25 protein-coding genes are annotated in these 23,886 nt (G+C 64.8%); 21 read left to right on the plus strand and 4 right to left on the minus strand.

What is annotated here, in order from left to right:
• Position 1 precedes the first annotated feature (1 nt).
• From XH89_RS24560 to XH89_RS24655, 20 genes are all read left to right on the plus strand, one after another.
• Positions 2-1,084 (plus strand): branched-chain amino acid ABC transporter permease, encoded by a 1,083-nt coding sequence (locus tag XH89_RS24560; protein ID WP_194462968.1) that lies wholly within the window; start codon positions 2-4, stop codon positions 1,082-1,084.
• On the plus strand, positions 1,077-1,859 hold the full coding sequence (locus tag XH89_RS24565; protein ID WP_194462969.1) for an ABC transporter ATP-binding protein: 783 nt from the start codon (positions 1,077-1,079) through the stop codon (positions 1,857-1,859). Before XH89_RS24560 ends, XH89_RS24565 begins: the two co-directional genes overlap by 8 nt.
• Positions 1,852-4,062, plus strand: a complete 2,211-nt coding sequence (locus tag XH89_RS24570; RefSeq protein WP_194462970.1) for an ABC transporter permease — start codon at positions 1,852-1,854, stop codon at positions 4,060-4,062. Before XH89_RS24565 ends, XH89_RS24570 begins: the two co-directional genes overlap by 8 nt.
• A 3-nt stretch (positions 4,063-4,065) precedes the next feature.
• On the plus strand, positions 4,066-4,899 hold the full coding sequence (locus XH89_RS24575; protein ID WP_194462971.1) for a phosphoenolpyruvate hydrolase family protein: 834 nt from the start codon (positions 4,066-4,068) through the stop codon (positions 4,897-4,899).
• Positions 4,900-4,924: 25 nt separating this feature from the next.
• Positions 4,925-7,822 carry a flotillin family protein gene (locus XH89_RS24580; RefSeq protein WP_194462972.1) on the plus strand — a complete coding sequence of 966 codons (2,898 nt, stop codon included), beginning with the start codon at positions 4,925-4,927 and terminating at the stop codon, positions 7,820-7,822.
• Positions 7,823-7,831: 9 nt separating this feature from the next.
• On the plus strand, positions 7,832-8,269 hold the full coding sequence (locus XH89_RS24585; RefSeq protein ID WP_194462973.1) for an SRPBCC family protein: 438 nt from the start codon (positions 7,832-7,834) through the stop codon (positions 8,267-8,269).
• Between the two features lie 4 nt (positions 8,270-8,273).
• Positions 8,274-8,717 carry an SRPBCC family protein gene (locus XH89_RS24590; RefSeq protein WP_194462974.1) on the plus strand — a complete coding sequence of 148 codons (444 nt, stop codon included), beginning with the start codon at positions 8,274-8,276 and terminating at the stop codon, positions 8,715-8,717.
• 3 nt (positions 8,718-8,720) lie between these two features.
• The gene (locus XH89_RS24595) at positions 8,721-9,539 is read left to right on the plus strand and encodes a xanthine dehydrogenase family protein subunit M (protein WP_194462975.1); all 819 of its coding nucleotides are present in this window, start codon (positions 8,721-8,723) and stop codon (positions 9,537-9,539) included.
• A 5-nt stretch (positions 9,540-9,544) separates the two neighbouring features.
• Complete coding sequence (locus XH89_RS24600; RefSeq protein ID WP_194462976.1) at positions 9,545-10,021, plus strand: (2Fe-2S)-binding protein; 477 nt, start codon at positions 9,545-9,547, stop codon at positions 10,019-10,021.
• Positions 10,022-10,033: 12 nt separating this feature from the next.
• Positions 10,034-11,614 carry a xanthine dehydrogenase family protein molybdopterin-binding subunit gene (locus XH89_RS24605; RefSeq protein ID WP_194462977.1) on the plus strand — a complete coding sequence of 527 codons (1,581 nt, stop codon included), beginning with the start codon at positions 10,034-10,036 and terminating at the stop codon, positions 11,612-11,614.
• A gap of 1 nt (position 11,615) precedes the next feature.
• Positions 11,616-12,638: a xanthine dehydrogenase family protein molybdopterin-binding subunit gene (locus XH89_RS24610; RefSeq protein ID WP_194462978.1), complete on the plus strand. Its 1,023-nt coding sequence runs from the start codon at positions 11,616-11,618 to the stop codon at positions 12,636-12,638.
• Between the two features lie 10 nt (positions 12,639-12,648).
• On the plus strand, positions 12,649-13,530 hold the full coding sequence (locus tag XH89_RS24615; protein WP_194462979.1) for a MoxR family ATPase: 882 nt from the start codon (positions 12,649-12,651) through the stop codon (positions 13,528-13,530).
• Positions 13,527-14,648 (plus strand): VWA domain-containing protein, encoded by a 1,122-nt coding sequence (locus XH89_RS24620; protein ID WP_194462980.1) that lies wholly within the window; start codon positions 13,527-13,529, stop codon positions 14,646-14,648. The genes XH89_RS24615 and XH89_RS24620 overlap by 4 nt, the downstream gene beginning before the upstream one ends.
• Entirely contained in the window at positions 14,645-15,529 is an 885-nt protein-coding gene (locus XH89_RS24625; RefSeq protein ID WP_194462981.1) for an amidohydrolase, read from the plus strand. The genes XH89_RS24620 and XH89_RS24625 overlap by 4 nt, the downstream gene beginning before the upstream one ends.
• A gap of 30 nt (positions 15,530-15,559) precedes the next feature.
• A complete protein-coding gene (locus XH89_RS24630; protein WP_194462982.1) occupies positions 15,560-16,408 on the plus strand; it encodes an N-acyl homoserine lactonase family protein in 849 nt (282 codons plus the stop codon).
• Between the two features lie 23 nt (positions 16,409-16,431).
• Positions 16,432-18,009, plus strand: a complete 1,578-nt coding sequence (locus XH89_RS24635; RefSeq protein WP_194462983.1) for an isochorismatase family protein — start codon at positions 16,432-16,434, stop codon at positions 18,007-18,009.
• A gap of 3 nt (positions 18,010-18,012) precedes the next feature.
• Positions 18,013-18,639, plus strand: coding sequence for an FMN-dependent NADH-azoreductase (locus XH89_RS24640; protein ID WP_194462984.1), 627 nt, complete (start codon positions 18,013-18,015; stop codon positions 18,637-18,639).
• 1,089 nt (positions 18,640-19,728) lie between these two features.
• Entirely contained in the window at positions 19,729-20,025 is a 297-nt protein-coding gene (locus tag XH89_RS24645) for a hypothetical protein (protein WP_194462985.1), read from the plus strand.
• Positions 20,026-20,117: 92 nt separating this feature from the next.
• Positions 20,118-20,552, plus strand: a complete 435-nt coding sequence (locus XH89_RS24650) for a VOC family protein (RefSeq protein WP_194462986.1) — start codon at positions 20,118-20,120, stop codon at positions 20,550-20,552.
• A gap of 60 nt (positions 20,553-20,612) precedes the next feature.
• The gene (locus tag XH89_RS24655; RefSeq protein WP_194462987.1) at positions 20,613-20,924 is read left to right on the plus strand and encodes a PilZ domain-containing protein; all 312 of its coding nucleotides are present in this window, start codon (positions 20,613-20,615) and stop codon (positions 20,922-20,924) included.
• Between the two features lie 15 nt (positions 20,925-20,939).
• On the opposite strand, the gene XH89_RS24660 is transcribed toward XH89_RS24655, so the two are convergent.
• A complete protein-coding gene (locus tag XH89_RS24660; protein WP_194462988.1) occupies positions 20,940-21,107 on the minus strand; it encodes a DUF2934 domain-containing protein in 168 nt (55 codons plus the stop codon).
• Positions 21,108-21,255: 148 nt separating this feature from the next.
• Between XH89_RS24660 and XH89_RS24665 the strand changes: the two genes are divergently transcribed.
• Positions 21,256-21,978 (plus strand): DUF72 domain-containing protein, encoded by a 723-nt coding sequence (locus XH89_RS24665; protein ID WP_194468608.1) that lies wholly within the window; start codon positions 21,256-21,258, stop codon positions 21,976-21,978.
• A gap of 131 nt (positions 21,979-22,109) precedes the next feature.
• Here XH89_RS24665 and XH89_RS24670 read toward each other — a convergent pair whose 3' ends face one another.
• The 3 genes from XH89_RS24670 to XH89_RS24680 form a co-directional block, all read right to left on the minus strand.
• On the minus strand, positions 22,110-22,283 hold the full coding sequence (locus tag XH89_RS24670) for a hypothetical protein (RefSeq protein WP_194462989.1): 174 nt from the start codon (positions 22,281-22,283) through the stop codon (positions 22,110-22,112).
• Between the two features lie 42 nt (positions 22,284-22,325).
• On the minus strand, positions 22,326-22,655 hold the full coding sequence (locus XH89_RS24675) for a four-helix bundle copper-binding protein (protein WP_194462990.1): 330 nt from the start codon (positions 22,653-22,655) through the stop codon (positions 22,326-22,328).
• Between the two features lie 86 nt (positions 22,656-22,741).
• Positions 22,742-23,818 carry a flavodoxin family protein gene (locus tag XH89_RS24680; RefSeq protein WP_194462991.1) on the minus strand — a complete coding sequence of 359 codons (1,077 nt, stop codon included), beginning with the start codon at positions 23,816-23,818 and terminating at the stop codon, positions 22,742-22,744.
• Positions 23,819-23,886: the final 68 nt, after the last annotated feature.

A 23,886-nucleotide genomic window follows, 5' to 3' on the forward strand; every position in this document is an offset into this window, starting at 1 on the left:
GATGTCGCTCGCCCCTGACGTCCGCCTTGCCGCTCGTCCCGCTGCATCGGCGCAGCGGCCCGTACGGACATGGCCGGAGATCAACAATCCCGCCGCCTGGGTCGTCGCGGTCATTCTCCTGATCATGCCGCTGATCGCCAACGGCTTCTTCCTGATCGAGATCTTCGCGACGACGCTGATCCTCGGCATCATGGCGCTGAGCCTGATGTTCCTCGCCGGCTATGGCGGCATGGTCAGCCTGATGCAGCTCACCATCGCGGGCTTTGCCGCCTATATGGTCGCGGTGTTTGGCGTCAGCGGCAACGCCAATATCAGCCTCGGCTGGCCGTGGTGGCTCGCGGTGCCGATGGCGCTGGCGCTGGCAACGGCATTCGGCACGCTCGGCGGCGCGCTCGCGGTGCGCACCGAAGGTATTTACACCATCATGATCACGCTCGCGATTGGAGCTGCCTTCTACTATTTCACCAACCAGAACTGGGCGATCTTCAACGGCCACACCGGTATCAACACCGTGGCCACCCCTCACTTCTGGGGCGTGAACTGGCGCGCCGACATTCCCTTTTATTATGTCGTGCTCGCAGTCGCCGCGCTCTGCTATTTCGCCGTCGAATATCTCTCACGCGCGCCATTCGGGCTTGCGCTACAGGGCGTACGCGACAATCCGCGGCGCATGGCAGCGCTCGGCTTCAACGTCAATGCGCACCGCGTCGCCGCCTACGCATTCGCCTCCTTCGTAGCCGCGCTCGCCGGCGTCCTCCAGGTCTGGAACTATCGCCAGATCTCGCCGGGCTCGGTGAGCGTCGGGGCCTGCATCGACGTGCTGATCATCGCCGTTGTCGGCGGCATCACGCGCCCGATCGGCCCCTTCATCGGCGCTTTGATCTTCGTGCTGCTGCGGACCTTTGCGCTCGATGTTCTGATCCGGCTGGGTCTCGACGGCAACCGCTTCCGGCTGCTGATCGGGCTCGGTTTCCTCGCCATCGTGTTCTGGTCCTCGGATGGTGTCATCGGCCTGTGGCAGCATTGGCGTCGAAGCCAGCGTCCCCGCGACGATCGATCAGGTGGAGGGCACCGTCGTGGATAGTGTTGCCCAACGACTTTCCGCCGTCGGCGCCGGCGCCGCGCTGGAACTACGCGGCGTGACACGGCTGTTCGGCGCGCTCGCCGCACTGACCGACGTCACCATCACCGTCCGCCCGGGCGAGCGGCGCGCCGTGCTCGGCTCCAACGGCGCCGGCAAGACCACCCTGTTCAACTGCATCACCGGCGACTTTCCGCCCTCCTCCGGGACCATCCGCTTCTTTGGCGAGGACGTCACTCACTTCCCGCCCTATGAGCGCATCCGCCGCGGACTGCGCCGGACCTACCAGATCTCGGCGCTGTTCCCCGGCCTCACCGTGCAGGACAACGTCTACCTCGCCTGCCGCGGGGTCTCGCGCGGGCGCTTCTCGTTCCTTCGCCCGGGACAGAACGATGCCCTGATGCACGCGGCCGACAACCTCGTGCAGGCCGTGCATCTGTCCGCCGTCAAGGACCAGCGCGTGGCCGAACTCGCGCACGGCCAACAACGTCAGCTCGAGATCGCCCTCGCGCTCGCCGGCGCACCGCGTTTCATCCTGTTCGACGAGCCGGCCGCGGGCCTGTCACCGACCGAACGGGCCGAGCTGATCGAGATTCTGACCTCGCTGCCGGCGCATATCGGCTACATCATCATCGAGCACGATATGGACGTCGCCTTGCGCGTCGTCGAAAGCGTCACGATGATGCACAACGGCCGCGTCTTCAAGGAAGGCCTGCCGCAAGAGATCCAGTCCGATCCCGAGGTGCAGGAACTCTATCTCGGAGGCGGCCATGAATGAGGTTCGCCGCTCCACTGCCACGCTCGAGGTCCGCGGCCTCGACGTCTATTACGGTCACTCGCACGCGCTGCAAGGCGTCGACCTCACGTTGGAGAGCGGCGTGTTCTCGGTCGTCGGCCGCAACGGCATGGGCAAGACCACGCTGTGCAAGGCGATCATGGGTCTCGTTGGTGTGAGCGGCGGCTCGATTCGCGTGCGCGGCGAGGACATCACGCGGCGTCCGCCGGCCCAGATCGCGCGGCTCGGCGTCGGCTATGTGCCGCAAGGCCGCCGTCTCTGGCGCTCGCTCAGCGTCGATGAGCATCTGCAGCTTGCCGGCGGGATGCGCTCCGGCGCCTGGACCGTCGAACGCATCTACGACACCTTCCCCCGCCTCGCCGAACGCAAGGGCCACGGTGGCGGCCAGCTGTCCGGCGGTGAGCAGCAGATGCTGGCCATCTCGCGCGCGCTGCTCACCAATCCGCATCTGTTGATCATGGATGAGCCGACCGAAGGGCTCGCGCCCGTCATCGTCGCACAGGTCGAGGAGATGCTGCTGCAGCTCGGCGAGGACGGCGACATGTCCGTGCTCGTGATCGAGCAGAACATCGGCGTCGCCACCGCCATCTCGCGCAATGTCGCGATCATGGTCAACGGCCGCATCAACCGCATCATCGACTCCGGCCGCCTCGCCGCCGACCGCGACCTGCAGCAGCGCCTGCTCGGCGTCGGGCTTCACGCCGAGCTCGAGCCGGACATCGACCTCGCCGAGTCCGGCCCAGAGGTGAAGCCCGCGCCTGCGCCGCAGCGTGACGGGCCGATCCGCATCTACATCTCCAACCCCACGCTCCCGACACGATGGTCGCAACCGGTGCCGATCGCCCGCATCGAGGCGTCGGCCCGCACCGTCTCCACGCAGGTCACGCGGCCGGAGGAGACGACACAGCGCAGGCGCGAGCCCGCTGCGACGCAGACTGCAGGCCCGCCCGTAGTGCTGGTCGTCGGCACGCTTGACACCAAAGCCACCGAGCTGCGCTTCATCCGCGACATCATCGCGGCAGCCGGCCTTCGCACACGGCTGGTCGACGTGTCGACCGGCGGCCGGCATTGCAGCTGCGATGTCTCCGCGCAGGAGATCGCGCTGAACCACGCCCGCGGCGGATCCGCCGTGTTCGGCGCCGATCGCGGAGCCGCCGTGACCGCGATGGCTGACGCGTTCGCCAATTGGCTGCGACGCCAGGACAACATTGCCGGCGTGATCTCGGCCGGCGGTTCGGGCGCGGCGTCGCTGGTTGCGCCGGCCATGCGCGCCCTTCCCGTCGGCGTGCCCAAGCTGATTATCTCCTCTGTCGCCTCCGGCGACGTCGGGCCCTATGTCGGCCCTGCCGACATCACGATGATGTACTCGGTGACCGACGTGCAGGGGTTGAACTCGATCTCGCGTGTCGTGCTGGCCAACGGCGCCAATGCGATCGCCGGCATGGTCAAGGCAAGGCTCGATCAACGCGTCGCGACGGCGCGCCAAGCTGGCAGCCTGCCCTCGGTCGGCATCACCATGTTCGGCGTCACCACGCCGGCGGTGCAGAAGATCGCAGCCGAGCTGCGCGATGATTTCGAGTGCCTGGTCTTCCATGCTACCGGCGTCGGCGGCCGCTCCATGGAAAAACTCGTCGAGTCCGGTCAGCTCTCGGGCGTTATCGACCTCACCACGACCGAGATCTGTGATCTCCTCATGGGAGGCGTGTTTCCCGCGACGGAGGATCGCCTAGGCGCGATCATTCGCAGCCGCTTGCCTTATGTCGGCTCGGTCGGTGCTCTCGACATGGTCAATTTCGGCGCTCCCGACACCATTCCCGACCGCTACCGTGGCCGCAAATTCCACGTCCACAATCCGCAGGTGACGTTGATGCGGACGACGGCCGAAGAGAACGAACGCATGGGCCGCTGGATCGCCGACCGCATCAACCAGATGGACGGCCCCGTCCGTTTCTTCCTGCCCGAGGGCGGCGTCTCCGCGCTCGATGCGCGAGGCCAGCCATTCTGGGACCCGGAAGCCGACGCCGCGCTGTTCCGCGCGCTGGAGCGCAACGTCCGACAGACCGCCAATCGCCAGCTCATTCGCATGCCCAAGAACATCAACGATCCCGACTTCGCCGCCGCCGTCGTCAGTGCGTTCCGAACGCTGTTCGGCCGCACCGGCGCGCGGCGGAGACTAGCGAGGTAACCGATGGCCAGGTTTGAACGCGCTGCCCTCCTGAAGAAGTTCCGCGACATGGCAAGGCGCGGTGAGCCGATCGTCGGCGGCGGCGCCGGTACCGGCCTGTCAGCCAAGTGCGAGGAGTCCGGCGGCGTCGATCTCATCGTGATCTACAATTCCGGCCGCTATCGCATGGCCGGCCGTGGCTCGCTCGCCGGCCTGATGGCTTACGGCGATGCCAATGCCATCGTGCTCGAAATGGCCGGCGAGGTGCTGCCCGTGGTCACCCGGACGCCGGTGCTTGCCGGTGTCAATGGCACCGATCCATTCCGCGACATGGATGTGTTTCTCGACCAGCTGAAGACGCTCGGATTTGCGGGTGTCCAGAACTTTCCGACCGTCGGCCTTATCGACGGCACTTTCCGCGCCAATCTCGAAGAGACCGGCATGTCCTATGCGCTCGAGATCGACATGATCGCCAAGGCCCACGACAAGGACATGCTGACGACGCCCTATGTGTTCAGCGAGAAGGAAGCCGCAGCGATGGCGATCGCCGGCGCGGATATCATCGTCTGCCACATGGGGTTGACGACCGGCGGCACGATCGGCGCGCAGACCGCGCCAAAGCTCAACGACTGTCCAGAGCATATCGATACCTGGGCCACAGCGGCGCTCAGCGTCAATCCAGAGATCCTGGTGCTGGCCCATGGCGGCCCGATCGCCGATCCCGCCGACGCCGATTTCATCATGAAGAACACCCGTTATTGCCACGGCTTCTACGGCGCGTCCTCGATGGAGCGACTGCCCGTGGAACGGGCGCTGACGGAGCAGGTGCGTCAATTCAAGGCGATCGGCGCGCGATAACGCCGAAAGTTCGAGGGAGGGAAAGATGTCAGGGATTCTGGTCGGTGAATTGATCCTCTGGCTGATCGTCGCGATCGTCGTGATCGTGGTCGGCGTCTACATCGTCAACTGGCTCTACCACCGCTCCTCCAAGGAGACCTCGTTCGTCCGGACCGGCTTCCTCGGCGAGCGCGTGGTGATCAATGGCGGCGCCTTCGTGCTGCCGTTCATCCACGATTACACGCCGGTCAACATGAACGTCTTGCCGATGGGCATCGTGCGCTCGAGGCAGGACGCCGTGATCACCCGCGACCGCATGCGCGTCGACATCGAGGCCGACTTCTATGTTCGCGTGCAGCCGACCCGCGAAGCTGTCTCCATCGCGGCTGCAACCCTCGGCCGCCGCACCATGGAACCGGAACAGTTGCATGCGCTGCTGGCCGGCAAGTTCATCTCCGCGATCCGCTCGGTCGCCTCCGAAATGACGATGGAGGAGATGCACGAGCGGCGCGGCGACTATGTCGCACGCGTCAAGACCAATGCCGCCGAGGCCCTCGCCCAGAACGGCCTCGAGCTGGAATCGGTCGCGATCACCGATCTCGATCAGACCGACCTCGAATTCTTCAACCCGTCGAACCGCTTTGACGCCGAAGGCCTGACGCGCCTGATGGAGGACATCGAGGCCAAGCGGAAGCTGCGCAACGACATCGAGCAGGACTCGATGATCAAGATCCGCTCGCGCAACCTGGAGGCCGAGCGGCAGGCGCTCGAAATCGAGCGCGAGAGCGAGACCGCACGCCTTGAGCAGGAACGCGACATCGAGATGCGCCGCGCCCTCCAACGCACCGAAGTCGCCCGCGAGCGCGCGCTACGCGAGACCGAGGCCGAACAGGCACAGATCTCCGCGCGCGAGGCCATTGAGCGTGCCCGCATTGCCAACGACCAGGCGATCGCGGAGGCCCGCATCGCCTCGGAGCGCGAGACCCGCCAGAAGGAGATCGAGCGGACGCGCACCATCGAGGAGAAGGAGCTGCTGGCGCGCGAGGAAATCGAGAAGACCCGTATCGCCAACCAGCGCTCGATCGACACGACCCGTATCGCGTCCGAGCGCGAAGTCCGCCAGCGCGAGATCGAGCGGATGCGCACGGTCGAGGAAGCCGAAATTTCCGCCCGCGAAGCCATCGAGAAGGCCCGGATCCAGCAGGATCGCGTCGTCACCGATGCGCGTATCGCCAACGAGGAGGAGACCCGTCGTCGCGAGATCGAGCGCAGCCGCGCCGTGGACGAAGCCGAGATCGCCGCGCGCGAGGCCACTGAAAAGGCGCGCATCGCCCAGACGCTGATTGTCAATGTCGAACGCATCTCCTCCGATGAGCGCACCCGCGCGCTGGAGATCCAGCAGGTACGGACCATCCAGGAGGCCGAGATCGAGGCGCAGCGCGCGGTCGAAGCCGCCCGCATCGCGCGCGAACGGACGCTGGCCGCCGAGCGGATCGCCGCCGAGCAGAACACCCGTCAGCTCGAGATCGAGCGCAACCGGGCGCTCGACGTCGCCGGCATCGCCGCGCGCGAAACCACCGAGGCGACGCGCATCGCTCAGGAGGAGCGCGTACGCTCGCTGGAGATCGCCCGCAATCGTGCCGTCGAGGAGGCCGATATTGCCTCGCGCGAGGCGATTGAGGCCGCCCGTATCGCCCAGGAGAAGGCAGTTGCCGCCGAGCGCATCCAGGCCGAGCGCGACACCCGTTCCCTCGAGATCGAGCGGACGGGCGCTCTGGAGGCGGCCGAGTTGAAGCGGCGCGACGCCATCGAGCGTCAGCGCATCACGGTCGATCTGGCGCTCGAGGCCGAGCGCATCAATTCCTCCAAGAAGCGCGAGGTGCTCAATATCGAGCAGAAGAAGGCGGTCGAGATCGCAGACGAGGATCGTGTCATCGCCCTCTCCACCAAGCGCTCCGAACGCATCGACGCTGACCGCCAGGTCAAGCAGGCCGAGATCGTCGCGCGCAAGGAGATCGAGACCACCGACGTCTCGCGGGAGCAAGCGCTCGAGGCGGCTCGCCTCGAGCGACGGCGCGCCATCGAGCAGCTCGAGGTCGCTCGCGTCCAGTCGCTCCAGGAGGCCGAAATCGCCTCCCGCGAAGAGGTCGAACGCGCCCGCATCGCGTCCGATCGTGGGCTCGACGAAGCCCGCATCGGCCGCGAACGCGAGCTGCGCAAGCTCGAGGTTAACAGAGAGAAGGACGTCGAGACGGTCCTGATGGAGAAAGCCATCGCCATCCATCAGAAATCACTTGAGGAGTCAGCGGCCCGTGCCGCCGCCGAAGAGGCCCGCATGCGCGCCACCGAGGCGGCCGAGCGCGTCGTCACCGCCCGCGAGAGCGAGATCGCAAAGCGTCGCAAGACGGTCGAGGTGCTGCTCGCCGAAAAGCAGGCTGAGGAAATCCGCATCGCCGCAGAGGCCGAGCGCGTGCGAGCCGCCGTCGAGGCCGAGGCGCAGCGCATGCTGAACGAGGCCGAAAACGTCCTTACCGACCAGGCGCGTTACTCGCTGTTCCGCAGAAAGCTGCTCGACCGCATCGAGGGCATCGTGCGCGAGAGCGTCAAGCCGATGGAGAAGATCGAAGGCATCCGCATCCTCCAGGTCGATGGCCTCAACGGCAACGGACATGGCGGCAATGGCGGCCGCAGCGCCACCGACGAGGTGATCGACTCCGCCCTGCGCTACCGCGTCCAGGCGCCACTGATCGATTCCATTCTGTCCGACATCGGCGTCGAGGGCGGCAGCCTCGCCAAGATGCCCGGCCTGATCCGCGAGGCCCGCGACATGCAAGGGATCAAGGATTCCGCACGCAAGGGTGGCGGCGACAAGCCTGCGGCCTCCCCACCCGCGGCTGAGGGTGGCGAAGCACCGGCCGAGCGCGGGCCGCGGAAGAAGAGCTGAGGTTGCGCCATGGCCCGCGTCTATGTCTCCACCGTCGTCAATGCCCGTAATGACCGTGTCTGGGCGCGGGTGCGCGACTTCAACGGCCTGCCGAACTGGCACCCGGCCATCGCCGAAAGCCGCATCGAGGGTGGCGAGCCCGCCGACAAGATCGGTTGCGTGCGAGATTTTCGCCTGCGCAATGGCGATCGCATCCGTGAGAAGCTCTTGGGTCTGTCCGACTACGACATGTTCTGCACCTACTCGATCCTGGAATCCCCGATGGGAGTTGAGAACTATGTTGCGACCCTGCGGTTGACGCCCGTCACTGACGGCGACCAGACTTTTGTGGAATGGACCGCCGAGTTCGATTGCGCGCCGGAGCGCGAGACCGAGCTCGTCAACAACATCGGTGGGGGCGTGTTCCAGGGCGGCTTTGATGCGCTCAAGCGCGTGTTTGGAGGCTGAGATCGTGCCGCATATCGTCAAGAGCACGATCCTGAATGCGCCGACCGACACGGTGTGGAACGTGCTGCGCGATTTCAACGGGCATGATCGCTGGCATCCGGCGGTTGCGACCTCCACCATCGAGCGCGCGCAATCTTCGGACAAGATCGGCTGTGTCAGGCGGTTCAGGCTCCGCGATGGCGCGGAGTTGCGCGAGCAGCTCCTGGCGCTGTCCGACCTGGAACAGTCCTTCAGCTATTGCCTGCTCGATACGCCGGTGCCGATGTTCAACTACGTCGCCCATGTCCGGCTTCTGCCGGTCACCGACGGTGACCGGACTTTCTGGCACTGGGAATCCCGCTTCACCACGAAGCCGGAAGATCGCGACCACATCACCCACATGGTCGCCGAAGACATCTATCAGGCTGGGTTCGAAGCAATCCGCCGACACCTGAAGGAGGCCGCTTAAGCCATGGCCGTGACAGTCAAGACCTTTGCGAATGTCAGCGAGGCGGCCGGGGCGCTGTCCTCGGACCGCAGCGCGCGCTATCTCGGCGGCGGAACGCTGGTGATGCGGGCGCTGAACGAGGGAGACGTTTCGATCTCGACCATTGTCCGCGCCCAGGACCTCGCTTTGACCCGGATCGACGCAGCGGGCCCGCGCGTGACGCTCGGGGCCGGCGTGACCTTCGCACGCGTGCTCGCCGAGCGCGACCTCGCCTTCCTGCACGCCCCGGCGCGCTCGATCGGCGGCCCCGCCGTGCGCAATATGGGGACCGTCGGCGGCAATCTGTTTGCGCCGAACCCCTACGGCGATTTCACCGTGGCGCTGCTGGCGCTCGACGCCACCGTGGCCGTGCAAGGCAGCTTTGGTTCGCGCGACATCGGAATCGAGGAATTCTTGCAGGCACGCGACAGGCAGGCCGGCACATTGGTCCTGTCAATCTCCTGCACCCGGCCGGCAAGCACCGAGGCGTTCCGCTATCGCAAGATCGCGCGCATCAAGCCGAAGGGCGGCTCAGTCATCACGTTGGCCGCGCATATACCGATCAGCGGCGGCCGGATCGCAGGCGCTCGGATTGCGCTCGGCTCGATGGCGCCGACGCAGATCCGCGCCCGCGCCGCCGAGCGTGCGCTCGAGGGCCGCCTGCTGGATGCCGCGACCATCGCCGCCGCCGCATCCGCAGCCACCGAAGGAACATCGCCATCCGACAACGCGCTCGGAAGCGCCTGGTATCGCCGCGAGATCGTCGGCGTCCATCTGCGCCGCCTGCTGTCGGGACAGGAATAGAGCCCATGTCCAAGATTCCCCTCCAATTTCGTCACAACGGCCGCGACGTCGCGATCTTCGTCGACGGCGGCACCAATCTGCTGGTGGCCCTGCGCGAGTTGATCGGTGACATGACGCCAAAGTTCGGCTGCGGCCAGGGTGGCTGCGGCACCTGCAGTGTGCTGGTCGATGGCGAGCTCCACCTGTCCTGCTTGACCCTCGCTGAAACGGTCGCGGGCCGTTCGGTCGAGACGCTCGACGGCATGAAGCAGGGCCCGAACCTGCACCCACTCCAGCGCGCCTTTGCCGACAACTTTGCGGCCCAGTGCGGCTATTGCACGCCGGGCATGCTGATGGCCGCAAAAGCCCTGCTCGACCGCAATCCCTCGCCAAACCGGGACGAGGTCATCGAGGCCATCTCGGGCAACATCTGCCGCTGCACCGGCTACGAGCCGATCATCAATGCCATCCTGGCGGTCGCGGGCGGCCGGGTCAGCGCGTGAGGGGATGCGACCATGCTGGAATTGCGCAAGGACATTTTCGCCGACGAGCGCGACGATAACTTAAAGGAAATCGGCAAGGGCACGCAGCGGCAAGACATGCTCGGACATGTCACGGGCACCTCGAGCTATTTCAACGACCACAAGCTTCAGGGCATGCTGCATCTGAAGGTCGTGCGCTCGACGCAGGCGCACGCAAGGCTACGCCGTATCGACACCACGGAAGCGGAGCGCTCGTCGGGCGTACGGCGCATCATTCGCGGCGCCGACGTGCCGCACAATCTCAACACGTTGCTCAGCCTGATCAACTTCGGCAAGGACGACGAGCCTTCGCTTGCGGTTGACAAGGTGCGCTATAAGGGCGAGCCGATCGCCGCTGTTGTCGCCGACAGCGAGCGCGAGGCGTTCGAGGCTGTCGCAAAGGTCAAGGTCGACTATGAGCCTCTTCCGGCGGTGTTCGACGTCGAGGACGCGCTGAAGCCGGGCGCGCCCGTGGTCAACGAGACCTATCCCAAAAACGCCTTCACCTATCACGACGTCTACGATCATCAAAAGCTGCGCTTCGGCGACGCCGATGCCGCGCTCGCGACCGCCGACCATGTGCTCGAGCAGCGCTACCAGATGTCGCCGATCGAGCACGCGCCGACCGAGACCAATGGTGCCATCGCCGCGCCCGACGCCAATGGCCGCTATGTCGTCTACACCTCGACGCAGGCGCTGTTCTTCTCGGTCGATACTTGCGCCAAGATTCTGGACGTGCCTTCCAACACCTTCCACTTCATCGGCGGCACGGTCGGCGGCGGCTTCGGCGGCAAGGTGGATACGCTGACCGAACCGCTCGCCATCTTGGGGGCGATGCTAACCGGGCGTCCGGTCCGCTACGTGTTTGGGCGCGAGGAGGAAATGCAGTACGGCCCGCCGCGCGGCGCCGAACGCATCTTCATCAAGGACGGCGTGATGCGCGATGGCCGTATCGTCGCGCGCAAGATCCGCGCCTATTTCGACAGCGGCGCCTATACGCGGCTGTCGAGCTACGCCGCGGTCAAATGCGCAGCTCACCTGCCGGGCCCATATACCATCCCGAACGTCTACGGCGACGTCTATTGCGTCTTCACCAATCGAACGCCGGCCACCGCCATGCGCGGCTTCGGCGTCACCGCGATGGATTTCGCCATCGAATGCCAGATGGACAAGCTCGCAAACCTCATCGGCATGGACCCAATGGAGTTTCGTATCCTCAACGCTTACCGCGACGGCGACATGAAGGCGCACCGGCGCGAGGCCAAAAACACGGCGCTGATCGAATGCGTTCAGGTCGCCGCTGAAAAAGCCAAATGGCCGATCCGCGACGAATTCAGGCGCGCCTCCTCCCGCAAGGACGGTGGCGGCATCCGTGCCGCAATTCCGCCGACGCCAACGGAACCGCGGGCGCAGTCCGCTGCACCCGCGCAGCAGCGCACGACCTATGACCGCGCGCCCGTGACCGCGACGCGTGAACCGCCGCACGAGCCGCCCCCGCCTCCTCCGCCGCGCCCGACAGCGCCATCCCATGGCGCCACCCGCTTCTCCTCTGTCTTTGGCACCAGGAGACGTTGAGATGACCAGGCATCGCGGACGCGGCATGGCGTCGATCAATTATCCCATCGGCATGAACCTGGGCGGCGACCCGAGCCAGGCACTGGTCCACTCCAATCCCAGTGGCAAGTTCACGGTGGCGTTGTCGTCGATTGATCTCGGCCAGGGCATGAAATCGGTGACGCGGCAGATCTGCGCCGAAACGCTCGGCGTGCCCGTCGAAGACGTCTATGTCGATACTGCAGACTCCGACACGGGCCCGCACTGCATGGGCTCGTTCGCCTCGCGCGGCACCCACCGCGTCGGCAACGCCGTGATGGCCGCCGCCAGCGAAGCGCGCGGGGTAATGATGGAGGCGGCAGCCGAGGAGCTCGAGGTCAATGCCAACGATCTCGAAACCGATGGCCGCGGCAACATTCACGTCAAGGGCGCCCCGCATCGCTCGATCTCGACCAAGGATGTCGCGATCGCGGCGCAATTCAAGCAGGGCAAGACCATCTCCGGGCGCGGCATCTTTCTCGTGCCGCTCTCCGACGTCGACCCCGAAACCGGCGAAATGTCACCGGCAACCTGTTACGCCCACGCCTGCCTCGTCGCCGAAGTCGAGGTTGACGACGAGACCGGCGAGGTCGCGATGGTGCGGATGGACTCGGCCTACGAGCTCGGGCGCGCGCTCAATCCGCGGCTCGTCGAGCAACAGCTGGTCGGCGGCGCCTGGATGGGCGTCAGTCATGCGCTCTACGAGACGCCCGAGCCGTACTATCCCGATCCCGTTCATGGCCCGCGCGACTTCGTCGAATATCTGATGCCCGGCCCCGGCGACATCTGTCCGCACGACATCGCGGTGCTGGAGCGTCCTGCCCCTGATGGTCCGTTCGGCGCCAAGGGTCCCGGCGAGATGTGCGCCAACCCGGTGCTGCCGGCCGTTGCGAATGCGATCTTCAACGCGGTCGGCGTTCGGATCGACGAGCTGCCGATCACGCCCGAGAAGGTGCTGCGCGCGATCAAGGCCCAGGGCGGTGCGCGGCCCCAGGCGCGACGCTAGGGGATCAGTCGTGGCGGTTCGCAGCAACATCGTGGGGATCGACAGCCCGGAGGCGCTGGAGAAGGCGCTTCGCGCGGCCTATTACCTCGCCGATGAAGGCCTCGCGACTGCGGCCTATCTGGGTCTCGCGCTCGGCAAGCCACTGCTGCTAGAGGGCGCGCCGGGCGTCGGCAAGACGGAAGCAGCAAAGGCGATCGCCGCCGTGCTCGGCCGCCGCCTCATCCGCTTGCAATGCTACGAGGGCATCGACGCATCTGCTGCGCTCTATGAGTGGAACTATCCGCGCCAGATGCTGGCGATCCGCCAGGCCGGCGACGAGAGCATCGACATCTACGGCGAAACCTTCCTGATCGAGCGGCCGATGTTGGCCGCCCTCCGCGCGCCTGATTCCACAGTGCTGTTGATCGACGAAATCGACCGCGCCGACCAGGAATTCGAGGCGTTCCTGCTCGAATTTCTCTCCGACTTCCAGATCTCCATTCCCGAGCGCGGCACGGTCCGCGCAGCTGAGCGTCCCGTGGTGGTGCTGACCTCGAACCGGACGCGCGACCTGCACGAAGCCTTGCGCCGCCGCTGCGTCTATCATTGGATCGACTATCCCACTGCCGAGCGGGAGGCGCGGATCATCATGATGCGCGCATCCAGCGTCGCCGAAGCCACGGCCCGCGCTGTCGTCGCAGCCGTGGAGAAGCTGCGGCGCGAACCGCTCAGCAAGGCGCCGGGCATCGCCGAGGCTGTCGACTGGGCCGAGGCCGCGACGCTCCTCAACAGAGGCGGCGCGCGCTGGCCGGACGCATTCAAGCGCTCGATCGGCGTCGCGCTGAAGGACGAGGAGGATCTGCACTTCATCTCGCCGCGGCTCGACGCGATACTCGCGGAGGCGACCGCATGAGCACCGAACCGCAGATCCCGCGCGCCGCCCGCACCTTCATTTCCTTTGTCGCGCTGCTGCGCGCCAACGGTTTCGCCGTTGCGCCGGAGCAGACCACCGCCTTTCTCGCCGCGATCGCGCTGCTGGGCCCGCGCGACCTCGACGACATCAGACAATGTGCTCTTGCCACCCTCGCCCCGCCGCCCGAGCGCCGCGCCACCTTCGACCGGCTGTTCGATCTGCATTTCCGCGGCAGCGAGGCCATTGTGCGCGACGACGAGAGCGAGGACGAGGAGACCGTCCGTCTCCAGGAGGAAGGCCGCGGCGACGAGGAACCCCTGCTCTCCGATGACGCCAATGAATCCGGCCTCGCCGCGACGCGCACCGAGGCGCTGGTCGAGCGCCGCTTCGCGCAGCTCTCCACGATCGACGCGCTCCGGCGGCTGGCACGCGAGGCCCAACGGCGCCTGCCACGGCGGCGCGGACACCGTCGCATGCGGGCGCGCCGCGGCCCCTTCGCCGATCTTCGCCGCACCCTGCGCGACAGTGTGCGCAGCGACGGCGAGATCTTGCGGCTCGGCCACATGAAGCGGCGCCAGCGCCCGCGCAAGATGCTGCTGCTGATCGACGTCTCCGGCTCGATGAAGAGCCGCACCGAGGACAACATGAAGCTGGCGCATGCGCTGGTGCAGGCCACGGGCAACGTCGAGGTCTTCACCTTCGGCACACGGCTGACCCGCATCACGCGCGCGCTACGGCTGAAGCGGCGCGAGCAGGCGCTCAGTGCAGCGGCCCACCTCGTCAGCGACTGGGACGGTGGCACCCGCATCGGCGACGCGCTGCAAGCCTTTCTCGCAGTGCCACGATTCGGCGGATACGCCCGCGGCGCCGCCGTCATCGTCGTCTCCGACGGACTTGAGCGCGGCGAACCCGACGCTCTTCGCGATGCCGTCGCGACATTGTCGCGGCGTGCTTGGCGCCTGAGCTGGCTGACGCCGCTCGCCACCAGCCCGGGCTTCCGCCCGCAGACCGAGGCGCTCGTCGCGATCGAGCGCTTTGTTGACGATCTCGTCGACGGCGGATCGAGCGCCTCGATCGTCGCGCACATGCTGGCACTCGGACGAAGGAGAGCGGCGTGACCGAGATTGTCGATGGCCATCACCACATCTGGCGGCAGGCCGATCTGCCCTGGCTGAGCGGCCCCATGCAGCCGCGCATCTTCGGACCCTATGAGCCGATCCGCCGCGATTATCCGATCCAGGAGTATCTCGACGATCTCAAGGGCACCGGCGTCTCCTGCTCGGTCTATGTGCAGACCAATTGGGCCAACGACCGTTTCGAGGACGAGGCAGCCTGGGTGCAGCGGACGGCCGATGAACACGGCTGGCCGCACGCCATCGTCGCCTATGCCAATTTCGCCGTCGATGACGTCCGCCCGCAGCTCGACCGCCTGAAGCGCTATTCCCTCGTGCGCGGGGTGCGCATGCAGCTGCATTGGCACGAGAATCCGTTGTACCGCTTCGCGGCCCGTCAGGATCTCTGCACCGATCCCTTGATCCGCCGCAACATTGCGCGTCTGGCCGATTACGGCTGGAGCTTCGACCTGCAGGTCTTCACGCCGCAGATGCCCGATGCCGCGCGGCTGGCGGAATCCTCCCCCAATGTGACGTTCATCCTGCAGCATGCCGGCATGCTGGAGGACCTCTCGCCTGCGGGACGCGCGGCCTGGCGCGCCGGGATGGCCCGGCTCGCGGCCCGCCCGAACGTGGTGTCGAAGCTGTCCGGGCTGGGAACCTTCATCCATCGCAACGATCCCGCGCATATCACCGCCGTGCTTACCGACACCGTCGCGATCTTCGGCGCCGAGCGATGCCTGTTCGGCTCCAACTTCCCGATCGAGAAATTGTGGACCAGCTATCGCGAACTCGTCAGTGCCTTTCGCGCAGCTGCCGCCCCATTCAATGCGGCGCAGCAGGACGCGATCTTCAGGACGACGGCGATGCGCGTCTATCGGCTTTGACAGACAAGACACGAGACAGGAGGGCAACGAATGGCGCTGGAGATCAAGATCCTGGACTATGGCGATATCGAGCTGGAATCGAGCTTTCTGGTGCTCGGCCGCGACTGCGGCCGCACCCGCCGCGTCCTCACGCTCGGCTTCCTGATCCTCGGCGGCAAATATCCTGTCGTGGTCGATACCGGCTACCGCTCCAACCAGATCATGGAGACGCTTGGCATGCGGGGGCTTCAATACCATGAGCACATGATCGAGAACCAACTCGCCCGTCACGGCGTCCGCATGGGTGACGTGCGCTTCGTCTGCCACACCCATCTGCATATCGACCACGCCGGCAAGGATGACCTGTTCCCGATGAATACGACCGTCGTCGTCAATCGCCGCGAGCTCGAATATTCGGTCTCCGGCCTGATGCATCCGCAATATCCGGCGCCCGACATCAAGCACCTGATCGACCGCCTGCACACCAAGAGCGCGCTGCGCTTTCTTGACCTCGAAATCACCGGCCCGATCGAGCTGATGCCCGGTGTTTATTGTGATGCCGCCAATGCCCATACCGAAGGCTCGATGAACGTCATTGTCGAGACTGCCGACGGCATCGCCACCATCTGCGGCGACGTGATCTACGACTTCAACGACCAGATCGTCACGCCATTCAACGAAATCCACGACTGGGAGCCGCGCACGACGGGCAACCACGGCACCAGCAAGCGGGCGGAGAAGGCCTCGATCAAGAAGCTGCTCAGCAATTCCCGCTATCTGCTGCCGGTGCACGATCGCCCGGCCAAGATCGAAGGCGGCAACGTCGTCGGCCGGCTGCACGATCAGGTCCCCGGACCGATCGTGCAGTCCCTGCCCGCACGCAACTGGTTCCCGGCTTGAAGTATCCTTGAGGATATCGACCGATGACGCACGTCACCTTGCGCTCCGAATTCGAGACCCTGATCGACCCCTATGCGCCGGTCGCACAGATCGGAACGGGTTTTGATTTCACGGAAGGGCCGATCTGGCATCCGGTCGATCATTACCTCCTGTTCTCCGACATGCCGGGCGACGTGCGCCGGCGCTGGGATGCGCGGCGCGGCGTCGCCGAGGTCAAACGTCCGTCGAACAAATGCAATGGCATGACCTATGATGCCGAGCTCAACCTGATCGTCTGCGAGCACGCGACCTCATCGCTCATCCGAGAGCGACCGGATGGACGACGCGAGGTCCTGGCCTCGCACTTCGGCGGACAGGAGCTCAACAGCCCCAACGACGTCTGCGTGCACTCGTCGGGCGCGATCTATTTCTCCGATCCCTGGTATGGCCGCATGCCGGTCTATGGCGTCGAGCGGCCGCGGCAGCTCGGCTTCCAGGGCGTCTACAGGGTGACACCCGGCAGTGAACCGAAGCTGGTGGTGGACCGCAATCTGTTCGACCAGCCGAATGGGCTCTGCTTCTCGCCCGACGAAAAGCTGCTCTATGTCAACGACACCGTGCAGGCGCTGATCCGCGTGTTCGACGTCAACGCCGACGGCACGCTGTCGAACGCACGGGTGTTCGCAAGTGGAATCCGCTCCGAGCTCGAGCCGGGCGTGCCCGATGGCATGAAGTGCGATCAGCACGGCAATATCTGGGTCACCGCGCCTGGCGGCGTCTGGGTTTATTCGCCGCGCGGCGAGCTGCTCGGAAAAGTCCGCGTACCCGAACTGGTTGCCAACCTCGCCTGGGGCGGACCGGATTTCCGCACGCTGTATCTGACCTCGACGCACTCGGTCTATGCCATCCCGACCAAGACCGGACCGCGCCACGAGCCTTATATGAGCGGCAGGCGAGGCAGCAGCGGCGCTGCAAGCGCCCCCCCGATGGCCGCAGCCCCCATCCTGACCGACGGCGACATGCGGCTCGATCCCAGCCGCTGCGCGATGATCATCCAGGATCTCCAGAACGACGTCATCATGGATGGCGGCGCGTTCGCCGAGTCCGGTGCCCCTGGCCATGCGAAGCAGCAACAGGTTGTGGAGAATGTCCGCCGTCTCGCCGAGATCGCACGAGCCCGCGGCGTCGTCATCATCCACGTCTGGTTCGTCGTCGAACCCGGCGCCCCTGGCGTTACGCTCAACGCCCCGCTGTTCGAGGGGCTGGTCGACAGCAAGGCGATGGTGCGGGGAAGCTGGGGCGCCGCCCCCGTCTCCGGCCTCGAGCCGCGGCCCGGCGATTTCGTCGTCGAGAAGATGCGGATGAGCGCATGGGAAGGCACGCGGTTGGAGACGATCCTCAAGGCCACGGGCCGCGACATGATCATCAATACCGGCGCATGGACCAACATGTCGGTCGAACACACGGCGCGGACCGGCGCCGACAAGGGCTATTTCATGATCGTCCCCGAGGATTGCTGCTCGACGATGAATGCCGACTGGCACAGCGCCTCGATCAATTTTGGCATGCAGAACGTCGCCGTCGTGACCAAGGCCGATGCTGTCATCAGAGCGCTGGGATGAGCCGTGGCGAAGCTCCTGCATCTGTCCTGCTCGCCCCGCGCAGAGTCCGAGTCCAGTGCCGGAGCTGGCGTCTTTCTTGACAGCTTCCGTCAGACCCGGCCGGATTGGGACGTCGATGTCGTGGACATCTGGCGCGAATCGATGCCGGAATTCGCAGGCCCCATTGTCGAGGCCAAGTATGCGCGCATGAAGGAGCAGTCTTTCAACGAAGCGCAACGTCACGGCTTCGCCGAAGCCGAACGAATGGCGCTGCGCTTTTCGCTCGCCGATCGGGTTCTGATCTCGACCCCGATGTGGAACTTCGGCATCCCCTACAAGCTCAAGCAGTGGTTCGACATCATCGTCCAGCCGGGCCTCACCTTTCGCTTCGATCCGTTGCAGGGTTATTTGCCGCTGCTGAATGACCGGCCGACGCTGGTCATCCTTGCCAGCGGCAGCGACTTCGCCACCGGCATGAACCGTGGCCGCATCGACATGGCAACGCCTTATCTGCGGGAAATCCTGCGCTTTATCGGAATCAGCAATGTCCGCTTCGTGCTGATCGGTCCAACCATTGGACCGCAGCAGCCGATCCATGCTGCCCGCGAAAGGGCTTATCGACGCCTCGCTGCAATGGCCGCGACTTTCTAAAGCGCGATGCGATTAGGATGAATCGTCATCGCACTTTAGGTTGTTATTTGAGCATGATCTTTTCGGAAAACCGCTGCGCACTTTTCCGGATCATGCTCTAGAGCCGGATGGATGCGATCAGCTTGAGGCGCTTTAGACTCCTAAGCATGTGCTCCGATCGCCATGCGGGCCGGATTGAAGGTCAGCATGGGTGCTCAGCCTTCTTCCTTTGGGTCGGTCTGCAATGGGCCAGCGGGGATGTGCCGTTGCACGCGGACGCGCCTTTTCGCTCTCGCGGCTGATTCCACCCGAGCTTTGCTTCGTTGTTCCGCCCTCTAGACCCAAGAGGGCGCAGGGAAGACCGGGTGCCGACCTCGCACCCGCGGTCCGCTGCGCGAAGATGTAGCGCAGGAAGAACCGCACAGCAGCATACAGGTGTGGCCAAACACTCGGCCTTCCCTGCGCGATGGGTTGACGGCTTATGCCGCGCTCTCCCGGGAGCCGAATTCCTTCTGGCCTCCCTCGCCCCGCGAATTGGCGATGCGGTTGACCCGGTTGGGCGCTCCACACCTCCGCGAAAGCTTGACCGTAGCGACGACGGCCAGGACCACACGGTTTTGCCGTACGCTAGGGTTCGCTGGTTCGCCGCATGGATCGTCCGGCGCTGTCGACGTTGCCGGAAGCATGCTGGCGAGACGAACCTGACAGCGCCGCTCGTCGATGCGCGGTTTCGGGCTCACAGGGACTACCCGCCCTGCCCGCTCCTCTCGCATCCAACGCTGCCCGCGTCCACCGCAAGCCCGGCTCGCAATCAAGACGACACGAGATCGCCCCTCAAGGATGAGCCGGGATGTCGCGACACATACGCTATTTCCGAATTTCGGTAAAGTGGAATATTTTTGCCGGAAGGGGTTGACGGGGCGGAAAGTGTTTTGCCCGACGGGCGATCGTCATGCCGCCGCACGAGTGCAGCCAGGGCGGAAAGAGCGCTGGATCGGCGCTTCGCCAGCTTCGCCTCCGGTTTGCGGTTTCGCCGCGAACCAGCCGAGCTCGATCGTCAAAACGGAACCAACACGGTGATTTGTGCCTTGAAGATCAAGGAGGATCAACATGGCACGTACAGCATGGAAACGTCCCGGCTCGCCGATCGGCAAGAAGGGAGCGCGCAAGGCAAACCCCTCGTATAAGCGTCGTTCACGTCAGCCGTGGTCGAACGCTGACGTCAGGATGTTACGGCAGCTTGCGAAGGGAAATACGCCCACGGGCGTCATGAGCATCAAGCTGCAGCGCCCGATCGCGGCGATCCGCAGCAAGGCCCATCGCGAAGGCATCTCCCTGAAGCCGATCAATCGTTCGCCCTATAACCGGCGCGCGACCAAGACGCGTACGGCGAAGCGGCGACGCTGACCAGGCGAGCCCGGCCTCCACACGAGGCCGGGCCGTCCCCGCCAGCGACGACCGTTTTGGCATGACTTCCGTGTCATGACGGAGAACGGCAGATGATCCACCATGTTTCAGTCGGCACAAACGACGTGGCCCGCGCCCAAGCCTTTTATGCCCCGCTGATGCAGCTGATCGGCTTCCGCCTCATCAAGGCGTCCCCTTCAGCGGTTCATTATGGCGCCTCCGACATCGTCTTCAGCCTCGAGACGCCCGTCGACGGCCGCCCGGCGTCTCCCGGCAACGGCGTACACATCGCCTTCCAGGCGCCCGACCGGGACGCTGTCAGGCGCTTCCATCAGCTCGCTCTCGAGAAGGGTGGAACCGACGAAGGCGCGCCAGGAGTACGGGCGAACTACAATGCGAATTATTTCGGGGCATTCGTCCGTGACCTCGATGGCAACAAGATCGAGGCAGTCACCTATACCGCGCGAGAGAGCTTCGATCTGTTGGCGGTCTCCAGGGACGAGCCGAAAAAGAATGCCGATCTCTAACAAATGATAAGACTCCATTGCTCGTACTGCGTTCCACTGGTTTGCGTTCAGGGAGAGCCAATGCCACAGTCGAAAGACGCGCAATCGGTGACATTCGAGAGTCCGCTTCCGGCCCAGATGATGGCCATCGACGGAACGTGGAGGCGACCTTGTGCCGTCAAGACGATCTCGGAGAGCGGCGGAACGCTCTGGCTGGAGGCTTCGATCGAAGGGCTGTCGCTGACGGAATTCTTCCTGGTCCTGTCCTCGACCGGTCTTGCCTACCGCAGATGCGCGCTTGATAGCGTGAATGGCGCGGAAATCACCGTCAAATTCCTGCGCGCCAAGGACAAGCACAGGCAACCGCCGAAGTCGCGGGACGCGCTCGTCTGACGCAGCAATCGAGCACTATTCCGTAAAGGTTTTCGCGGACTCTTCGGAATTCGCGGCCGGATCAGCCGACAGCTCCCGTTCGGCTTCGCGCCAGAATTCGTCCTGACGGCCTTCCGGCCTGCCGGCGAGCTCCCACAATTGATGCGCTCGCACGCGGATACGCTCTTCAGTCGCCGTTGCCATGCAATCCTCCCGTCGATTCGGGAGAGCAACGTCATCCGCGACGGCCGGTTCCGCGCGCTACAATCTGAACCTCCGAAAGGTTTGCACCTCTTCGCGCCAATGGCAGACCAATTTAGGAACCCTCTTGCGGCGCGGTGTTTCATCCAATATGGCGCGCGTCCTGATCGGCACTTCCGGCTGGCATTACGACTCCTGGCGCGGCCCGTTCTTCCCTGAAGGCCTGCCGCTGAAGGAGCAGCTTCGCTACTACGCTAGTCAATTCGAGACCACCGAGCTGAACAGCGTATTCTACCGGACGCCGACACCGGAGGCAGTCGAGGGATGGCGAGAGCAAACCGGCGGCGAATTCGTCTTCGCCTGGAAGGCGTCCAAATTCATCACGCATTGGAAGCGCCTCACGGACCGATCCCAAAACAGCCTCGAGCTGCTGGAAGATCGCATGTCGTTGCTGCGGGGCAAGGCGGGACCGATGCTTTTCCAGCTGCCGCCGCAATTCGAGGCGAATGCCGACAGGCTCGGCTCCTTCTTCAAGCTGCTGTCCAGGAAACGCCGGTACAGTTTCGAATTCCGGCATCCGAGCTGGTATCAGCCCCGCATTCTGCGCATGCTGGCCGAGGAGAACATCTCCCTCTGCCTGTCAGACCACCACGATGCCCCGGCGCCCTGGAAGCGCACGGCGGACTTCGTCTATGTGCGTGGACACGGTCCGGGCGGACGATACCACGGTCACTACACCCGGCCGACCCTGGCGCAATGGGTGCGGCGTATCAAATCCTGGAAGCGGCAAGGCTGCGACGTCTATGTCTATTTCGACAACGACCACAAGAGCGCCGCTCCGGCGGACGCGCTCAAATTGAAGGCAATGCTCTAAAGCGCGATGAGATTAGGATGAATCATCATCGCGCTTTAGGTTATTGTTTGAGCATGATCTCCGCGCAACCGCGTTCCGCATTTGTCGCGAGGGAAAACCTCTTCGCACTTTTCCAGATCATGTTCTAGCGGCTACGGTCCGCCGGCAACCGAGCCCGCGATCACCATGACGAGATCGGCAAGGTCGATCTTTCCATTGACGACCAGCTCCTCCGAGGAGCCTTCAACCTTCAGCGATTGCGGCCGGTTGGCCGCCTGACGCTTGAGCTCACCGATGATGGCCTCCTTGAGCTTCTCTTCCAGCATCAGCGTACCCCCATGCAGCCATATCTTTAGCGACTCATGTTTTCAGTGACTCATGGCGCGACAGGATTCGGCGCATGATCGGCACATGGCGACGCATTCATCCATGCCGCCGATGCGCGCGCAGTCCTGCGCACATTCGGTGCAAATCTCGGCACATTCGCCGCAGGTGTGCTTATGGTGCGGCGTGTTGATCAGCATGAAATGCGCGGCGGTTCGGCACATTTCAGCACAGGCCATCATCAGTCGAAAATGTACGGGCTCGACATGTTTTCCGCCCATTTCGAGGCAGTGGTTCATCGCGGTACCCAGGCAGGTCCGGTAGCAGCTCATACAGAGCTCGATGCAGCGGGTCATGTTTTCGCTTTGCGCCATTCGGTTCTCCCAGTGACGGCCATCTGTCACACCCTCAAAGCCAGGCGACCCGCTTCGTTCCTGGCCTTCTGCCCGACCGAACATCCTCACTTGGGGTTCGGGTCTTCGAGACCGGCGCCCGGCTGCTGAAACTGTCCGTTCCGCGCAAGCCGGACCGCATTGCCGAGCGCACGCGCGGCGTTGAGCACCTCCTGCTGAAACTCTCCGTCTTTGTCGAGTTCGCGATGAGAGGTCGCATATTGCTCCATGTAGCCGACATAACCATCGAGTTCGCCGAAGCGCCCCGCCGAGATCAAATGCATGTCGGTCAGCCAATCGGACAGCGTTCGGCGCACACCCTCGGCGCCGACGCTGTCGCCGTGAACGATCAGCCCGAAATGCCGGCCGGCGAGATGACGCGGATACGGCCAGCCCTTCAGCTCGATCGCCTTCGCCTCGGCAGCCTTCTTGCCATGGGTCGATGTCGGATCAGGGTTGCCGCCATCGGCGCAGACCAGCCGATCCATCATCGCCTTGAGGCCGCCCGGCACGTGATACCAGTTCACTGGCGTCACGATCAGGATGCCGTGGGCTGCCACCCAGAGCGGATAGATCTCATTCATCCAGTCGCTGGTCTGACCCAGTGAATAGTTCGGATAGCAGCTGCACGGCCAGTGGCAGAGCGGCATCGCGGTCGCGACGCAGGATTTGCAGGGGTGAATAGTCTTGCCGAACTCCGAGGTGAGCCGCGAGAGGTCGAGAATGTCGACGGCAAATCCCATTTCGGCGAAGACGGGCTCCGCCAGCTTGACCATGCGCCACGTCTTGGACATCTCACCGGGACAGGTATGCTCGCTGCGGGCCGAGCCATTGACGATGAGAATGCGCGGTGTCGCGCTGGCATCGTCATGCCGGCGTTGTGCGTCCAGGATGGCAGCGCGCGCCGCCAGCCAATCGACGGACAGGTCGTAGTCGGGATCGGCAAATCCCGCGCCCGCCTTCCGCGTGGCCGGCGCTTTGCGCGAATGGCGGTAGGCGTCCCAGGCCGCGCCGACGATCGCATCGAGCTCTCGCTGGAGCGGCGCAAAGGCAGGGTCGATGAACTGGCTCTTGTAGCGGCTCTCGAATTCCTCTCGCGACAGCTTGACGGGCGGCATCCCCTTGCGAACGTCCGGTTCCGGCATGCTGGCTCCTCGTTGGATGGGTCCAATCCGACCAACCCGAGCTGCCGGAAGCAGTTCCTAACCAGGAC

The organism is Bradyrhizobium sp. CCBAU 53340 (assembly GCF_015291645.1).
Lineage (GTDB): Bacteria > Pseudomonadota > Alphaproteobacteria > Rhizobiales > Xanthobacteraceae > Bradyrhizobium.

Bases quoted from the DNA above. Each gene is read 5' to 3' on its own strand.
- XH89_RS24560 (WP_194462968.1), top strand. From the start codon at position 2: ATGTCGCTCGCCCCTGACGTCCGCCTTGCCGCTCGTCCCGCTGCATCG.
- XH89_RS24570 (WP_194462970.1), top strand. From the start codon at position 1,852: ATGAATGAGGTTCGCCGCTCCACTGCCACGCTCGAGGTCCGCGGCCTC.
- XH89_RS24575 (WP_194462971.1), top strand. From the start codon at position 4,066: ATGGCCAGGTTTGAACGCGCTGCCCTCCTGAAGAAGTTCCGCGACATG.
- XH89_RS24580 (WP_194462972.1), top strand. From the start codon at position 4,925: ATGTCAGGGATTCTGGTCGGTGAATTGATCCTCTGGCTGATCGTCGCG.
- XH89_RS24585 (WP_194462973.1), top strand. From the start codon at position 7,832: ATGGCCCGCGTCTATGTCTCCACCGTCGTCAATGCCCGTAATGACCGT.
- XH89_RS24595 (WP_194462975.1), top strand. From the start codon at position 8,721: ATGGCCGTGACAGTCAAGACCTTTGCGAATGTCAGCGAGGCGGCCGGG.
- XH89_RS24600 (WP_194462976.1), top strand. From the start codon at position 9,545: ATGTCCAAGATTCCCCTCCAATTTCGTCACAACGGCCGCGACGTCGCG.
- XH89_RS24605 (WP_194462977.1), top strand. From the start codon at position 10,034: ATGCTGGAATTGCGCAAGGACATTTTCGCCGACGAGCGCGACGATAAC.
- XH89_RS24610 (WP_194462978.1), top strand. From the start codon at position 11,616: ATGACCAGGCATCGCGGACGCGGCATGGCGTCGATCAATTATCCCATC.
- XH89_RS24620 (WP_194462980.1), top strand. From the start codon at position 13,527: ATGAGCACCGAACCGCAGATCCCGCGCGCCGCCCGCACCTTCATTTCC.
- XH89_RS24630 (WP_194462982.1), top strand. From the start codon at position 15,560: ATGGCGCTGGAGATCAAGATCCTGGACTATGGCGATATCGAGCTGGAA.
- XH89_RS24635 (WP_194462983.1), top strand. From the start codon at position 16,432: ATGACGCACGTCACCTTGCGCTCCGAATTCGAGACCCTGATCGACCCC.
- XH89_RS24645 (WP_194462985.1), top strand. From the start codon at position 19,729: ATGGCACGTACAGCATGGAAACGTCCCGGCTCGCCGATCGGCAAGAAG.
- XH89_RS24650 (WP_194462986.1), top strand. From the start codon at position 20,118: ATGATCCACCATGTTTCAGTCGGCACAAACGACGTGGCCCGCGCCCAA.
- XH89_RS24655 (WP_194462987.1), top strand. From the start codon at position 20,613: ATGCCACAGTCGAAAGACGCGCAATCGGTGACATTCGAGAGTCCGCTT.
- XH89_RS24660 (WP_194462988.1), bottom strand. From the start codon at position 21,107: ATGGCAACGGCGACTGAAGAGCGTATCCGCGTGCGAGCGCATCAATTG.
- XH89_RS24665 (WP_194468608.1), top strand. From the start codon at position 21,256: ATGGCGCGCGTCCTGATCGGCACTTCCGGCTGGCATTACGACTCCTGG.
- XH89_RS24670 (WP_194462989.1), bottom strand. From the start codon at position 22,283: ATGCTGGAAGAGAAGCTCAAGGAGGCCATCATCGGTGAGCTCAAGCGT.
- XH89_RS24675 (WP_194462990.1), bottom strand. From the start codon at position 22,655: ATGGCGCAAAGCGAAAACATGACCCGCTGCATCGAGCTCTGTATGAGC.
- XH89_RS24680 (WP_194462991.1), bottom strand. From the start codon at position 23,818: ATGCCGGAACCGGACGTTCGCAAGGGGATGCCGCCCGTCAAGCTGTCG.